A 15,139-nucleotide genomic window follows, 5' to 3' on the forward strand; every position below is an offset into this window, starting at 1 on the left:
GCCCTCCGCGCCACCGCCGCAGCCGACCGCCACGGACTCCACCTCCAACTCCCCGACATCTTCCAAAACCCCACCATCACCCAACAGGCACTGGTCGTTCGCTCCGCCGTGGTCCGGACCGCCGAGGACGACCCCGTGGGACCGACCGGGATGACGCCTTCGCAGCACTGGTTCCTCTCGCAGGACCTGCCGCAGCGCCACCACTGGAACGACGCCTCGTTCCTGCTGTCGCTGCAGCGTCCGCTGGACCCCGCCACGTTGGCGCTGGCACTGCGACGTGTCCTCGAACACCACGACGCCCTGCGGCTTCGCTTCCGCGAGCCCGCTCCGGGAGCCGGCTGGCGGGCCGAGGTCGCTCCGTACGAGGAGGACGCCCTGCCGTTCACGACGTACGACCTGTCCTCGCTCGACAGCCGCGCCCAGAAGCGGCGCAGCATCGAGATCAGCGACGAGCTCCAGTCGAGCCTCGACCTCGCCGAGGGGCCGCTGCTGCGCCTGGCCTACTTCGACATGGGCGACCGCCCCCACTGCATCCTCTTCCTCGCCCACTGGCTGGCGGTCGACCACTACTCGGGGCGGATCGTGCTGGAGGACCTGCTGGCCTGCTACGCGGCCCTGGACGCCGGCGAGCAGGGCCAGCTGCCGCCGAAGTCCTCCTCCTTCCGGTCCTGGACCGAAGGGCTGCGCGCGTACGCCGACGGGCCGGAGGTACGGGCCGAGCTCGGCTACTGGGCCGGCGAGGACCGCCGGTCCCCGTCGGTGATCCGGCTGGACGGCACCGCGGGGGCCAACTCGCTCGAGTCGCTGGACAACCACACCGTGCGACTCGACCGGAAGGTGACGGAGGCGCTGGTCCGGCTGCTGCCGCGGCGGGTGCGGGCCGATCTGTCGGAAGTCCTGTGCTCGGCGGTCCTGCGCTCCCTGCCCTTCGCGGACGAGGAGCCCGGGGAGGGCTCACGACGGGTCCTGCTGGATCTGGAGCGGCACGGTCGTGACCTGCCGGTGCCGGGCGCGGACGTGAGCCGCACCGTGGGGCGGTTCTCGACGCTCGTCCCCGTGCTGTTCACGTTCGACCCGTCGGAGTCGGCGGTGGACGCGCTGCACCGGACCGTGGACCAGGCCCGGTCGCAGCCGGGCCGCGGCGCCGGCCACGGGCTGCTGCGGTACGTGTCCGGCGACCCGGAGGCCGCGGTGCTGCGGTCCCTGCCCCAGGCGGAGATCGGCGTCAACTATCTGGGGCAGGTCGACGAGGTGTTCATGCGCAGCGACCTGCTGAGCGTTCCCCGGATGGCGTACGGACGCCAGCGCAGTGATGTGGGCACCCGGTTCCGGCTGGTCGACGTGATCGGCTTCGTCGTCGCGGGGCGGCTCAACCTCACCGTCGGGTTCAGCGGCAACCGCCATCATCCGGAGACCGCGCGCCGGATCGTCGACGCGCTCGTCGCGGAACTGACGGAGCTGGCCCGCTGGGCACGGGAGACACCGGAGACCCGGGAGTAGCCGGCCCGGCGCGGGTGTGACGAAGGTGGGGGCCGCTCCGGGAGCGGCCCCCACCTTTCGTGCCGTACCGCCTCCTCTCAGGTGCTGTAGAGGAGCGCGAGGCCGCCCAGTGTCAGGCCGATCATGCCGGCGAAGAGCGGAACCTGCGGGAGGACCTTGCGGTCGCGCGGCAGTACCCCCACCGCCGAGTCATGGGCGCTGACGACCCCGAGGACATGGCCCGTGACCACGGCGGTGACCTGGACGAGGGACATCAGGGTGGCACCGGGGACGACATAGGACGCGGCTTCCATGCCGCCGTCGTGGGTGGAACCGTGCTCACCGGTGACGAAGAAGACGTCGACGAAGCGCTGGGCCTCCAGGACCAGGACGGAGGAGTAGTGGGCGATGACGTAACCGATGGCGATCGGGATCAGTGAGGGGGCCATCAGGGCGGCGGTCCACGAGCCGTCGCGGGAGAGCCGTCCGGAGGCTCGGCCCGAGACCCACAGCAGTCCCAGCACGAAGAGCACCGTGGCCAGCAGCCCCGCCGAGCGGGCGAGCGGCTCGGGAGCGCCTTGTGTGAGCTGTTTCCACCAGCCGAGATTGGCCAGGCTGTCGAAGCCGGTGGCCGCCAGCATCACGGCGACCGTCGCCGTCAGGCCCGGCCCGGCCCGCACCGCGCTCAGCCCGTTGAAGGGGTTGCGCAGCACCAGGCGACGGTCGGCCGGTGACCTGCCCAGCGGCGAGAGGGAGGCGATCAGGGAGGAGTACGCCTCGAACGCGTCCCCGCGCTCGAACCAACGTGAGCCGAACACGGCGGCCGCGGTGAGCTGGACGGCGGCGTACAGCCAGAGTCCCAGCAGGACCGTCGAGGCGGAGCCACGGGCCGGCGCGGCCAGTTCGAGCCATGCGAAGGCGAGGAGTCCGGCCGCTGCCGGCCAGTGGCCGAGTCGTTCGGGCAGCGGCCGGATGCCCTTGTCGGGGTCGGTGCGCAGCAGCAGGGCGAGGAGTTCATGGACGGTGCGCAGGGGGTTGAGCAGTCTCCAGACCGGTCCGAACAACAGCGAGGCCGGGACGAGTCCGACCCAGAAGAGGACGAACACCATGCCCGGGCCCAGCTCCTTGCCTCCGTATCCCGTGGTCAGCACGGTGAGGGTGAGCACGGTCAGGGCGAGACCGAACAGCCGCAGCGTGCGCCGGAGCAGTGGGTGGTCGCAGAGTTGCTGCGTGAAACGGGGCACGGCGCGCCAGACCCGCCGGGCGTCGAAGCGGCGCTCGTGCCAGCGCAGCCGCAGGGCGTCGAACGAGGCGTAGAGGGCGGTCGTTCCGGCGACGAGGGCGTAGGAGAGGGGGATGGGGCCGTCGCGGTGACCGACGACATGGGCAAGGTAGACGTCGTAGGACATCCCGTCACGATCGGGCCCGCCGGGTCCCGGGGCGAGACTCCGTAGGCCGTACCTTCGACGAACGCGGAGGGACTGAAGGGGGTGGCCGATCGGGCGGTCGTTCTCCTCGTCCGGAGTCGGGTCTCACCGTGGACGCGCGTGTTGCACCGTATGGAGCATGGACTCCACAGAGACGCGGTCGGCTTCGGAACACGAAGCGGGGAACTCCGCACCTCCTGCCGATCCGACCGGCCGGCTCCGCACTGTCGCCTTCGCGGCCGTGGCGATCTATCTGTTCGGCCAGGCCTTCGACACGTACTGGCACGCCAAGAACGTCTCCTTCGTCCCGGAGCCTCCGCGGGCGTTGTGGTCGATCCATCTCGGCATCTACCTGGGCGCCGCGATCGTGCTGGCCACGGGCGGGGCGTTGGCCTTCCGCGCGGGGTTCCGGGTGGCCGGGGTGCTGCTCGCGGCCGGCGGCGGGGTGGAGCTGGCGGGATTCTTCCTCGATATGTGGAAGCACTCGCAGGGGACGTCCGTCGACTTCTACCACGATCTCGTCTGGTATGGATTCGGCCTCGTCGTTGTCGGTACGGTGCGTATGGAGGCAATGCGTCGCATCCACGTGAGTGACGCCCATCGTTCGGACTGACCGAGGACCGTGGTTCTCATGACCGATAAGACAGCCGGAACGCTGAGCAAGCTCTTGGGGCCGCTGGGGGCAGAGGCCCTCACGGCCCTGTGGCGCAACGGCCGGCCCCTGAGCGTCCGGCAGGTTCAGGAGGAGCTGAACCGGAAACGCCCCGAGCCGCTCGCCTACACCACGGTGATGACCGTGCTGAGCCGACTGGCGGCGAGGAACGTGCTGCGGCGGACGCCGGCCGGGCGCGGTTTCCTCTACGAGCCCCTCGTCGCCGATGCCGCCGAGGTGGCCGTGCGGGACGTGATCAGGGATCACGGGATCGCCGCGGTGGCGCACTTCGTCGATCAGTGCCGGACGGAGCCGCAGTTGCGGTCCCGGCTGCTCAACCTCATGCAGCCGGACTCGGACGAGACCGAGTCCGGCTGAGGCATCGTCATCTCCGCCGCTCCGCACCAGATCCGCACGTACTCAGGGGGATTCACCGGTGAAACACCTCGGCGAAATACGACGGAGCCCTGCCTGTCTGGTAGGGCTCGTCCTTTGCCTCGGCCTCACGCTCGCCTGCGGTCTGGAGGCGTGGCACATCGGTGCGGAGCTTCCTCGGCATGCGAGAGCCGGCGGTTCGTCGGGTTTCATCGGGATGGTGGACACGCTGGTCATCGCCTGCGGGCTCGCCGTCGCGCTGGTGAGCGTGATCGCCGGATCGCGGACGATGCTGCGGTGTCTGCTCGACTCCGCGGCGCTTTCCCGGTGGGTGAGCGAGAACTCGGTGCCGCCCTGCGAGCGGCTGTCGCGGATCGCCCGCGCGGTCGCCGGTGACATCCAGGTGGCGCAGATCGACGTGGCGCACGCCGTCGCCGTGACGCACCGCGCGTTGCGCCCGCGGATCGCGATCAGTTCGCTGCTGGTGGCGCGGACCTCCGACGCGGAGCTTGCGGCGGTGCTGCGTCATGAGGCGCACCATGCCCGTCGTCGGCATCCGCTGGGTCGGCTGGCCGCCGAACTCGCCTCTTCGGCACTGTGGTTCCTGCCGGCGCTGCGCACCGTTGGCCGGCACGCCGCGGTACGGCAGGAGCTGTCGGCCGACCGGGCGGCGCTGTCCCACGCCGCCCCTTCGACGCTGGCGGGTGCTCTGGTGAAGGCACTGGCGGAGCCCGAGGTGGCCGCCGCGGGGACGCTGATGGGTGACACGACGACGCTTGAGGCGCGTGTGCATCAGCTGGAGCACGGGCCGAAGCCGTCCGCACGGGCGCTGCGCTGCCGTTCGCTGCGGCGGGCGGTGCTGCTGCTCTGTACGGTCTGCGGTCTGCTGGTGTACGGAACCGTGGCCGCGGCCGGCCGCGGCCTGTTCACTCCGCTGTTCTAGAGAGCGCTTACGCCCTCGGGTCCCGGCGGCCGCGCGGCCGCCGGGACAGCCGCGTCAGGTGCAGTGCCGGTCGGCGACGCTGAGCGCGTCGTCGATGCGGGCGAGGCCGTCGCGGGCGTCCGCCTCACTGATGTTGCACGGCGGTGTGATGTTGACGCGGTTGAGGTAGACCATGAGGTTCAGACCGCGGGACATGAACGCGCCCATCAGTTCGGCTCCTTGGGGGCTGAACCGGTCGGGCGCGTCGTAGCCGATGTACATCTCGCGGGTTTCCTTGTTCTTCACCAGTTCGATCGCCCACATGGCGCCGATTCCCCGCACCTCGCCGACACAGGGGTGCCGCTCGGCGATCTTGGCGAGTTCGGGACCGAAGACGTCCCGGCCCAGCCTGGCCGCGTGCTCCAGGACGCCCTCGTCGCGCATCGTGTCGATGGCGGCGACCGCGACGGCGCAGGCCATCGGCTGGCCGGAGTAGGTGGTGCCGCCCGGGTAGGGGGTCTTGGAGAAGGTCTCCACGATCTCGTCGGAGACGATGACGCCCGACAGCGGCAGATAGCCGGAGTTGACGCCCTTGGCGAAGGTGATGAGGTCGGGGCGTACGCCCCAGTGGTCCGCCGCGAACCAGGTGCCGGTGCGGCCGAAGCCGACCATGACCTCGTCGAGGATGAGCATGATGCCGTACCGGTCGCAGAGCTCGCGGACACCGGCCAGATAGCCGTCCGGGGGGATGAGGACGCCGCTGCTGGTGCCGCCGATGGGCTCGAAGACGATGGCCGCGATGGTCTGCGCGCCCTCCAGGACGATCACCTGCTCCAGGTGGTCCAGGGCGCGTGCGCACTCCTGCTCCTCGGTCTCGGAGTAGAAGGCGGAGCGGTAGAGGTACGGGGCGAAGAAGCGGCTGACGCCCGCCGCGCCGGTGTCGTTGCGCCAGCGGCGCGGGTCTCCGGTGAGGTGGATCGCCGTCGAGGTGGCTCCGTGGAAGGAGTGGTAGGCGGACAGCAGCTTGTGCCGGCCGGTGTGCAGCCGGGCGAGCCGTACGGCGTTCTCGATGGCCTCGGAGCCGCTGTTGGTGAACAGGACGCGGTCGAGGCCCTCGGGGGCGACCTCGGCGATCTTCCGGGCGGCGGTGGAACGGCTGGCCTCCGCGAAGTGGGGGGCGATGACGCAGAGCCGGTCGGCCTGTTCCTTGACGGCGGCCACCAGACGCGGGTGCTGGTGACCGAGGTTGGCGTAGACGAGCTGGGAGGAGAAGTCGAGGAAGCGGTTGCCCGCGTAGTCCCAGAACCAGGAGCCCTGCGCCCCCTGTACGGGCATTCCGCGGTAGGCGCCCTGCTGCACCCAGCCCCGGAAGAGGTGGGCCTGTTCGTCCGCGAGGACGGCTTGTGCGGCCTCAAGGCCGTTGGTGGCCTGCTCAGTTGTCATGCCAAGCACGTTAGGGCGGGTCATCGGGGGGCCCCAGATCCGTTCGGGCGACCTGATCGGGTAGGTCGGCCAGGGCGGTGCGCGCCCCGGCCGCAACCGCGGACGGACCGCGCCCCGGCTGGATGGCGGGGTGCGGTCCGTGGGTGCGCGACGGTCAGGGGTGCAGGGGCCGGCCGGCCGGGACGAGGCGGAGGACGGTGGGATCGGGACGTGCGGTGAGGCGTTGGTAGAGCGTGGTGGGGTGGGGCCAGTTGTTGGTGAGCGCACCGCCCTCGGTCTTGAACCAGTTGGTGCAGCTGTCGGTCCAGACCGTGCGGCGGGAGCCGTCGTCCACCTGGCGCTGCCAGGCTTCGAGTGCTTCCTGGCCGACGTCGAGCACGGAGCGTTCCTCGCGCTCCGCGAGCAGCTCCACGCACTGGGCGATGTACCCGGCCTGCGCTTCCAGGGTCAGGGTCACGGAGTTGTGCCCGAGGTTGGTGTTGGGGCCGTACATGAGGAACAGGTTCGGGAATCGGGGCACGTGGATGCCGAGATGAGCCTGTGCGCCGTCGCGCCAGGTCTCGTGGAGATCCTGGCCGTCCCTGCCGGTGACCTTCAGGGGGGCCAGGAACTCCGTGGTGCGGAATCCGGTGGCGTAGACGATGGTGTCGGTTTCGCGGTGCGTCCCGTCCCGGGTCTGGATGCCCTTCTCGGTCACCCGCTCGATGGGCTCGGTGACGACTTCCACGTTGTCGCGGGCGAGCGCGGGGTAGTAGTCGGCGGCGAGCACGATCCGTTTGCATCCGATGGCGGAGTCCGGGGTGAGCTTGGCGCGCAGCTCCGGGTCGGTCACCTGGGACTTCAGGTGCCGTCCGGCCATCATGCGCAGGAGACCGGAGATCCTGCTGCGCCGCAGGGCGGGCAGCAGGACGGCCTCGGAGCGCCGGAAGAGCAGGGAGCGGTACGCGCGGTGGGCGCCGGGCACCCGGCGCAGCACCGCGGCCATCAGGGGGTGGAACCGCTCGCCGGGCTTGGGCAGCACCCAGTTCGCCGAGCGCTGGTACACGTACAGCTTCCGTACCAGTGGAGCTATTTCGGGTATGACCTGGGCGGCGCTCGAACCGGTGCCGATGACGGCCACGTCGCGGCCGGTGAGGTCGTGGTCGTGGTCCCAGCGGGCGGTGTGGAACGCGGTGCCGGCGAACTCCTCCGCCCCTTCGAGCGCCGGGTACTTCGGGAGGGACAGCTGCCCCACGGCCGTCACGACCACGTCGGCCGTGTGCTCCTCGCCGTCCGTGGTGCGCAGCAGCCAGCGGCCGGTGTCGTCGTCGTACCGCAGCTCGGCGATCTCGGTGCCGAACCGCAGGTGCGGGGCGAGTCCGCCGTCCGCGGCACAGCGGTGCAGATAGGCGAGGATCTCGCGCTGCCGCGGGTAGCGGACGTCGCTGTCCCGGTAGGGGGCGAAGGAGTACGAGTAGAGGTGGGACGGGATGTCGCAGCCGGCGCCGGGATAGGTGTTGTCGCGCCAGGTGCCCCCCAGGTCGCCGCCCTTCTCGTAGACCGTGAAGGAGTCCAGCCCGCGCCGCTTGAGCTGGATCGCGGCGCCGAGCCCGGCTATCCCGGCGCCGATGACGGCGACCTGAGTGTGGCGCCTCCGCTCCTTGCTCACGGCCGCGCGGCGCCCGTCTTGCGGTAGACGGAGACGTGCTGCTGGCTCTCGCCGGTGAAGGGGGACCGGTCCCACCCTCCGTACCGCTGTTCCAGGGTGAGGCCGGCCAGCCGGGCCATGAGGTCCAGCTCGCTGGGCCACACGTAGCGGAACTGGACGATGTGGTCGCGGGAGTTGGCGGAGTCACGGAGGCTGTAGTGGGGCCACATCCGCTGGGTCACCGGGTCGTGGCGGGCCACCCCGAGGTTGAGGCTGCTCTCCTCGGACCTGGCCACCTCCATGAGCTGCTGGCTCTGCCGGGCCATCTCGAAGCGTGCGGTGTCCGGCACGAAGCCCTGAACCACGAAGAGACCGTCGTCGGGGAGGAGTCGGGCCGCGTTGGAGAGGCAGTTGAGCTGCTCCTCCTGGGAGGAGAGGCTGTAGAGGGTGTTGAAGACGATGTAGACGAGGGCGAAGGGTCCTTCGGCGGTGTGGTCGGCGAAGTCGCCCTGGACGAGGGTGACCCGGTGGCTGCCGGGCTTCTCCCGGAGCCGGTCGAGCATGTCGGGCGAGGCGTCGATGCCGGTGATCTCCAGGCCCCGCTCGCTGAGCGGGAGGGCCACCCTGCCGGTGCCGACGCCCAGTTCCAGAATGCGCTTCGCGCCCGACGCGCGGGCCGCGCTGTCCGCCAGTTCGCCGAGGACACGCACGGTGTCATCGGTGTCGTCCTGGAGGCGGACGATCCAGTTGTCGTAGATGTCGGCGAGCTCGTCGCCGTAGCTGGTCGGACCGTAGTTCTCCTGAGTGGCCATGCCGGGAGTCAACCTCCGTCGGTGGATGGGGTGCCAGGCACGAAAGGCCCGGCCTTCGGGGGTGGCCGACCGGTCAGTTCCCCGCCGTGGCGTGGGACGGGTTCGCGGGGGCCGGGGCACGTTCGACCGTCATGCGGGCGAACAGCGGGAAGGGGATCCAGGGGGCGCCGGTGACGAGGGTGCGCTCGACGGTGCGGCCCGCGAACTCGGGGCGCGCGGCGACGGTCCGGGTGAGCGGGGCGTCGGAGGTGGCGCGGAAGTCGTAGATGACGAGCCGCCCGCCGGGGCGCAGCACCCGCGCCATCTCGGTGACGGCCCGGGGCACGTCGGCCCAGTGGTGCATGCTCAGCGTGGAGACGATGACGTCGGCGCTGGCGTCGGCGAGCGGGAGTGCGTCGGCCGAGGCGGTGTGGAGGGTGATGCGGTCTCCGTAGCCGTGCGCCCGGGCGTTGTGACGGGCCCGCTCGGTCATGGACGGCGCGACGTCCACGCCGTGCGGGCGCAGGTCGGGACGCCTGCGGGCGATGTCGAGGAGGAGCCTGCCGGGTCCGGTGCCGATGTCGACCACGAGCGCGTCCTCGGGGGCGCGGCAGACGTCGTCGGCGGCACGCCGGTACAGGCCGCTGAGCAGTCTCCCGGAGAGGCGGTCGTACGCTTCGCCGCTGATGCCCATGCCTCCCGGTTCGGCCTCGTGTCCGCGGTGGTCGTGGCGCCGGTCGGCGAGGCGGTGGAGTCCCCGGTGGGCGGCTTGGAAGAGGGTACGCATCTGGTTGGCCTTCGGTGTGGAGGGGCGGCGGACGAGAAGCCCGCACGGCTTCTCGTCCGCCGGTTGCCTGGTGGTCAGGCGGTGCCGGGTTCGGGCGAACCGCCGGCGGGGTTCCTGTCGTCGGCGTCCTGGTCGGTGCGCTGCTGAGCGGCGCCGGTCCGGGGCAGCAGACCGATGAGGAGGGTGAGCAGCAGGGCCAGGGGCACGCCCCAGACGAACACCTCCGGGATGGCGGCCGCCGTGGACTCCGGGGTCACCGGGCCGTCACCGATCTCGCGGCTGAGCAGGCTGCCGAAGAGGGCGACGCCGATCGCCATGCCGAGTCCCCGGATGGAGAGGTTGGCGGCGGTGGTGGCGGCGAGGTCGGGCGGCGCGGCGGCGTTCTGGGAGACCACCACGAGGTTCTGCATGAGCAGGCCGAACCCGACGCCGAGGATCGCCATGGCTCCCGCGACCAGGAGGTACGGACTGTCGAGGTCGAGCATGCCGAGCACCAGGAAGGCGACGGCCAGCACCGCGGCTCCGGTGAGGAGATAGGGCTTGAACCGTCCGCTGGCACCGGCTTTGCCGCCCGCGACGGCGGAGACCACGAGGAACGGGATGAAGTACGGGTTGAGCGCGAGGCCGGCTGTGGTGGCACTCATGTCGTACGCCGTCTGCAGGAAGGTCGGCATGTAGACCACGGAGCCGTAGAGGAGCATGCCGAGGATGGCTGTGGCGGGCAGTACCAGCCGCAGGGAGGGGTTGGTGAACAGCCGCATCGGCAGCAGGGGGTTCTTGGCCTTGCCTTCCCACCACACGAACAGCGCGAAGAGGGCGAGGCAGCCGGCGATCAGGCCGAGGATGAGCCCGGAGGTCCAGGCGTGGTCGCGTCCGCCCCACTCGGTGATGAGCAGCAGGCTCACCACACCGCCGATGAGCAGCGCGGAGCCGCCCAGGTCGACCTTCTCGCCGGCGGCGGCGCGCGGCAGCCGGAGCGCGAAGGCGCACAGGAGCACCGAGAGGATGCCGAGGGGGATGTTGATGTAGAAGATCCAGCGCCACCCGACGGAATCCGTGATGGCTCCGCCGACCAGGGGACCGCCGACGCTCGCGATGGCGAAGACGGCTCCGGTGAGGCCCTGGACCTTGCCGCGCAGATGCTTCGGGTACAGCTCGGAGAGGGTGACGGTCGGGATGACGAAGAGGGCGCCGGCGCCGATGCCCTGGAGCACCCGGGCCGCGATCAGCTGGGGCATGCTCTGGGCCATGCCGCAGAGCAGGGAGGCGACGACGAAGAGGAGGACGGCGATGACGAAGAGGGGGCGCCGCCCGTACCGGTCGCTCAGCCGTCCGTACAGGGTGCCGGTCGCGGTGGATGCGAGGACGTAGGCGGTGACGACCCAGCTGAAGGAGTCGGCGCCGCCGATGTCGGCGGCGATGTCGGGCAGGGCGATGGCGACGACCGTCTGGTCGAGTACGGAGAGCAGCATGCCCAGTACGAGGCCCGCGGAAGCGAGCGGGACGATGCTGCGCTGGGGCGGTTCCCCGGAGTCGGTGTCCCCGGGCCGGTCGGCGGAGGTTTCGGCGGTGGTGCGATCGGACATGGTGGGTCACGCCCTCCCGGACGCAAACGGGTTGGGAAGTTTGAAGTCGGCACTGACCAGGTCCTGGTCGATGACGCTTCCGGCGACGGTTCCGCTGGCCGCGGCGGCGACGACGGCGGCGAGCGGTATGGGCACGGTGGCGCGTCGGGCCATGTCGCCCGCGGCGTAGACGCCGGGGACGCTGGTCTGGGCGAACTCGTTCACCTCGACGCAGCCGTCGGGGAAGTCCGTGCAGCCGAGCCGCTCGGCGAAGTCGGAGCGCTGGTGGAGCGTGGTCTTGATGAACACGGCGTCCCGGTCGAGCGAGGTGCCGTCGTCGAAGACGATCCGGCGCAGCTGGGTGTCCTCGTGTTCCAGCCGGGCGACCGGAGCGCACTGCACGGCGACGCCGTTGGCCTCCAGGACGCTCTGCATGACCGGTTCCAGGGAGGCTCCGCCGGTGCACAGGGCGATGTCGTCGGTGAAACGGCTCAGGTGGAGCGCCAGCCTGACCCGCTCCGGTGCCGCGCCGAGCACGGCGATGCGGCTGCCGCTCGCCTCGAAGCCGTGGCAGTACGGGCAGTGGAAGGCGCTCTTGCCCCACAGCACGTCCACGCCCTGGACGTCGGGGAGCTCGTCGCGCAGTCCGGTGGCGAGCAGGAGTCGGCGCGCTTCGTGCAGCCCGCCGTCCTCCAGCCGGACCTCGAAGTGGTCGTCGCCGAGGCGGCGCACCGAGGTCGCGGCCGTGGCGACGGACTGGACCGTCGGATACTGCCGCAGGTTCTCGTGGCCCAGGTCGCGCAGCACCTGCGGGGGCGTGCCGTCGTGCGTGAGGAAGTTGTGCACGGCGTCGGCCGGCGCGTTGCGCCCCTGTCCGCTGTCCAGGAGCAGCACCGTGCGGTGGGCCCGGCCCAGGGTCAGCGCGGCGGACATTCCGGCGGGTCCCCCGCCGACGATGATCACGTCCAGCATGATTCCTCCTGTCTCAGCGGAGACGTGAGCCGTCCCCTTGACCTGGACCCAACTCTGCAAGTTAATGTCAACATGAAGTCAAGTGCCGACGAGACATCCATGACCATCGGCGAGCTGGCCGACCGGTTCGCCCTGCGCACCCATGTGCTGCGGCACTGGGAGGCGACGGGGCTGCTGTCCCCCGCGGAACGGGTGAACGGGCGCCGTCGTTACAGCACGCGCCACATCGCCCGGGTGGCGATGATCGTCCGGGGCAAGGCCGCCGGCTTCAGCCTGGAGCAGCTGCGCGGCGTGCTGGACGCGACCGACGCGGCGGAGCGGCGCGTGCTGCTGCTGGAGCAGCGGGCGGAGCTGGAGCGGCGCATCGAGGAGATCGCGGCGTCGAAGACGCTGATCGAGCACGCCCTCGAGTGCAAGGCGAAGGACTTCACCGAGTGCCCCGGTTTCCGCAAGCTGGTGGAGCAGCTGGCCAACGGCACGGCGGAGGCTCCGGTGGAGACCGGGGGGCTGCGCGGCCATCTCCCCGGGTGAGCTCAGACGCCAGGGCCCGGCAGCCCTGAGGCTGCCGGGCCCTGGCGCGACGCGTCAGCGGATGCCGGAGAAGGAGACCGACATCCGTTCGGGGCCGCGCAGGATCACGTGCGGCCGGTACTCGAGCGACTCCTCGACCAGCTTGGGGTCGACGATCCGGGTCACGAACGCCTGGAGGGCGATGACGGCCTCCAGCTTGCCCAGGTTGGCGCCCAGACAGCGGTGCGGACCGCTTGAGAACGACAGGTGGTCGAGACGCTGCCCGGTGGCTCGGGTGATGTCGAACCGGTCGGGGTCCGGGAACACCTCCGGGTCCCGGTTCGCGGCCGCCGCGAGGAGCAGGACGTCCATGCCCTCCGGGATCTCGAAGTCGTCCAGCACGATGCGCTCCTTCGCCATGCGGTGCAGCATCTGCACGGACGGCTCGAAGCGCAGGATCTCCTCGACCGCGGAGAACGCCAGTGAGGGGTCCTCCCGCAGCAGCGCCAGCTGCTCCGGGTGGCGCAGCAGCAGCAGGATGCCGTGCGTGATCAGGTTGGCGGTGGTCTCGTGGCCGGCCATCACGAGCAGCGCGAGCGTCGCGAGCAGCTCGGTCTCGGTGAGCCGGTCGCCCTCTGCCTCGGCGCGCACCAGCCGGGCGAGGAGGCCGTCGTCGTCGGCTCCGCCGTCGGCGATGAGGTCGCGGAAGTACTGGTAGAAGGCGGCCCTGGTCTCGGTGTCCTCCTTGTCGATCTCCGGCGAGCGGTTGGCGGCCATCAGCGGGTCGAGCGCCCGGCCGAGGACCGTCGACCAGGTGCCGAAGACCTTGTGGTCCTCCGCGGGGACGCCGAGCATCTCGCAGATGACGCGCACCGGCACGGGGTACGAGAAGACGCTCGGGATGTCGACCGGCGACCCGCTCCGCGCCACCTGGGTGACGAGGTCGTCGGCGATGCCGCGGATGTGGGTCTCCAGGCTCTGCACCATGCGGGGGGTGAACGCCTGGGTCACCAGCCCGCGCAGCCGTGTGTGGTCCGGCGGGTCGAGGAAGGTCATGACCTCCTTCCGGGACTCCACGGCGTCCGTGCTGAGGATCTTCGACTTGCTGCGGTCGGCGCTGGCCGCCGGATGCCGCAGCATCGCGTCCACGTCCTTGTGCCGCCCCAGCACCATCAACGCCCCGTCCATGGCCAGGAACGGCGACGCCTCGCGCAGCTGATGCAGGTGGGCGTACGGGTCGGCGCGGTTGGCCGGGTCGAAGAAGGCTGCCAGGTGGTCTTCCGGGGTCTGGGCCGGGGTCGTCTGCGTCATGAGACCGAGGGTGTCTCCCGGGAGCCCCGGGAGACACCCACCGACGCCGTGGTCGTTCGGGCACCTCGCGTGCACCCCCCAAAGGGGACTCCCGTGGCTCCCGGGACGGCCGCAGGGTAGCCGTCCATGGGATCCGTTGCGCTCAGTTCCGCGATGACCACACACTCAGCGAGGCCGCCGAAGGGCACGGCCTTCGACGCCTGGCGACACTGGCGGGACCACGAGGGTGCCGAGGGCATCGTCGCCGCCGGCATCCTGGCGGCCAACGCCCGCAACGTACAGCCGTGGCGGTTCGCCGTCGACGCGGACGACGAGGGCGGCGGCCGACTGCGTCTGTACGCCGACCTGTCGCGCCGTCAGGGCGCTCTCGATCCGTTCGACCGGGAGCTGTACGTGGGCCTCGGCTGCGCCCTGGAGAACATGGTCCTGGCCGCCCGGGCCCGCGGGTTCACCCCGCACGTCGAGCTGCTCCCCGACGAAGAGGACGCGGCACACGCCGCCACCGTACGGTTGGAGCCCGGTGAGGCGACGGCGTCCGAGCTGTACGACGCCATCCCCTACCGGCACACCAACCGCGGCCCGTTCCGTCCGCAGCCCCTGCCCGAGCCCGTGCTCCAGGAGATCGCCGGACTCGGGCGGGCCGATCTGTCCGCGCCGGCGCTGCTCTGGTTCTCCGAGGAGAAGGACCGTGCGCGGATCGCCGCGCATCTGACGGCCGCGACGGAGGCGATCATCGCCGACGAGGACCAGTCCCTCGCCGGGCACCGGTGGTTCCGCAAGAGCGACCGGGACATCGAGCGCAGCCCCGACGGGATGACCGTCGACACCCAGGGCATGCCGCCGCTGCTGAGCGCCCTGGGCAAGCGACTGCCCTCGCCGTCCCGGCGTACCGCCGACCGGTTCTGGCTGCGCCAGACCCGCGAGGTCCATCTGCCCACCGCGGCCGCGTTCGGGATGGTCACCGTCCCGGACGCGACGAGTCCGCGGGACCGGATCGAGGGCGGGCGGTTGCTCCAGCGCATCCATCTGTTCGCGACCGCCCGGGGGCTCGCCGTCGGGCATCTCAACATGATGACGGTCCGCGCCGACCGGGAACGTCAGACCGGACAGCCGCCCCGGTTCGGCTCCGTGCTCACCGAGCTCGTCGCCGACCCGGACCGAGAGGCCCTCGTCACCTTCCGCATCGGCCACCCGGCTCAGCCGGCGGCCGCCGCGCCGCGCAGGTCCGTCGCGGCGGTGCTGCGGTGAGCTCCGGCTCCCGGAAGGGCATCACCCACC

Annotated in this window: 14 protein-coding genes; 6 read left to right on the plus strand and 8 right to left on the minus strand. The window is 71.1% G+C overall.

Annotation, left to right across the window (positions count from 1 at the left end; genetic code table 11):
- Nucleotides 1–1,500: condensation domain-containing protein (locus ACIP8Z_RS00005; protein ID WP_402076695.1), on the plus strand; the 1,500-nt coding region annotated here is incomplete at its 5' end.
- 77 nt (nt 1,501–1,577) lie between these two features.
- Here ACIP8Z_RS00005 and ACIP8Z_RS00010 read toward each other — a convergent pair.
- Nucleotides 1,578–2,888 (minus strand): hypothetical protein, encoded by a 1,311-nt coding sequence (locus ACIP8Z_RS00010; protein WP_402076696.1) that lies wholly within the window; start codon nt 2,886–2,888, stop codon nt 1,578–1,580.
- Nucleotides 2,889–3,045: 157 nt separating this feature from the next.
- Here ACIP8Z_RS00010 and ACIP8Z_RS00015 point away from each other — a divergent pair, with 157 nt between their 5' ends.
- The 3 genes from ACIP8Z_RS00015 to ACIP8Z_RS00025 are packed head-to-tail and all read left to right on the plus strand — an operon-like array spanning nt 3,046 to nt 4,876.
- On the plus strand, nt 3,046–3,519 hold the full coding sequence (locus tag ACIP8Z_RS00015; RefSeq protein WP_402076697.1) for a hypothetical protein: 474 nt from the start codon (nt 3,046–3,048) through the stop codon (nt 3,517–3,519).
- Between the two features lie 18 nt (nt 3,520–3,537).
- A complete protein-coding gene (locus ACIP8Z_RS00020; protein WP_402076699.1) occupies nt 3,538–3,936 on the plus strand; it encodes a BlaI/MecI/CopY family transcriptional regulator in 399 nt (132 codons plus the stop codon).
- Nucleotides 3,937–3,994: 58 nt separating this feature from the next.
- Nucleotides 3,995–4,876: a M56 family metallopeptidase gene (locus ACIP8Z_RS00025; protein WP_402076700.1), complete on the plus strand. Its 882-nt coding sequence runs from the start codon at nt 3,995–3,997 to the stop codon at nt 4,874–4,876.
- 54 nt (nt 4,877–4,930) lie between these two features.
- Here ACIP8Z_RS00025 and ACIP8Z_RS00030 read toward each other — a convergent pair whose 3' ends face one another.
- From ACIP8Z_RS00030 to ACIP8Z_RS00055, 6 genes are all read right to left on the minus strand, one after another.
- Complete coding sequence (locus tag ACIP8Z_RS00030) at nt 4,931–6,298, minus strand: aspartate aminotransferase family protein (RefSeq protein WP_319313046.1); 1,368 nt, start codon at nt 6,296–6,298, stop codon at nt 4,931–4,933.
- Between the two features lie 154 nt (nt 6,299–6,452).
- Nucleotides 6,453–7,946 (minus strand): flavin-containing monooxygenase, encoded by a 1,494-nt coding sequence (locus ACIP8Z_RS00035; protein ID WP_402076702.1) that lies wholly within the window; start codon nt 7,944–7,946, stop codon nt 6,453–6,455.
- Complete coding sequence (locus tag ACIP8Z_RS00040) at nt 7,943–8,737, minus strand: class I SAM-dependent DNA methyltransferase (RefSeq protein ID WP_402076704.1); 795 nt, start codon at nt 8,735–8,737, stop codon at nt 7,943–7,945. Before ACIP8Z_RS00040 ends, ACIP8Z_RS00035 begins: the two co-directional genes overlap by 4 nt.
- A 73-nt stretch (nt 8,738–8,810) precedes the next feature.
- A complete protein-coding gene (locus ACIP8Z_RS00045; RefSeq protein WP_319313040.1) occupies nt 8,811–9,503 on the minus strand; it encodes a methyltransferase domain-containing protein in 693 nt (230 codons plus the stop codon).
- A gap of 74 nt (nt 9,504–9,577) precedes the next feature.
- A complete protein-coding gene (locus tag ACIP8Z_RS00050) occupies nt 9,578–11,089 on the minus strand; it encodes an MDR family MFS transporter (protein ID WP_402076706.1) in 1,512 nt (503 codons plus the stop codon).
- 6 nt (nt 11,090–11,095) lie between these two features.
- Nucleotides 11,096–12,040 carry an FAD-dependent oxidoreductase gene (locus ACIP8Z_RS00055; RefSeq protein ID WP_402076708.1) on the minus strand — a complete coding sequence of 315 codons (945 nt, stop codon included), beginning with the start codon at nt 12,038–12,040 and terminating at the stop codon, nt 11,096–11,098.
- A gap of 72 nt (nt 12,041–12,112) precedes the next feature.
- On the opposite strand from ACIP8Z_RS00055, the gene ACIP8Z_RS00060 reads away from it, so the two are divergent.
- Nucleotides 12,113–12,571, plus strand: coding sequence for a MerR family transcriptional regulator (locus ACIP8Z_RS00060; RefSeq protein WP_319313034.1), 459 nt, complete (start codon nt 12,113–12,115; stop codon nt 12,569–12,571).
- Between the two features lie 54 nt (nt 12,572–12,625).
- Here ACIP8Z_RS00060 and ACIP8Z_RS00065 read toward each other — a convergent pair whose 3' ends face one another.
- Nucleotides 12,626–13,861: a cytochrome P450 gene (locus ACIP8Z_RS00065; RefSeq protein ID WP_402076710.1), complete on the minus strand. Its 1,236-nt coding sequence runs from the start codon at nt 13,859–13,861 to the stop codon at nt 12,626–12,628.
- 153 nt (nt 13,862–14,014) lie between these two features.
- On the opposite strand from ACIP8Z_RS00065, the gene ACIP8Z_RS00070 reads away from it, so the two are divergent.
- The gene (locus tag ACIP8Z_RS00070) at nt 14,015–15,109 is read left to right on the plus strand and encodes a hypothetical protein (RefSeq protein ID WP_402076712.1); all 1,095 of its coding nucleotides are present in this window, start codon (nt 14,015–14,017) and stop codon (nt 15,107–15,109) included.
- Nucleotides 15,110–15,139: the final 30 nt, after the last annotated feature.

It is taken from the genome of Streptomyces sp. NPDC088553, assembly GCF_044752965.1.
Lineage (GTDB): Bacteria > Actinomycetota > Actinomycetes > Streptomycetales > Streptomycetaceae > Streptomyces.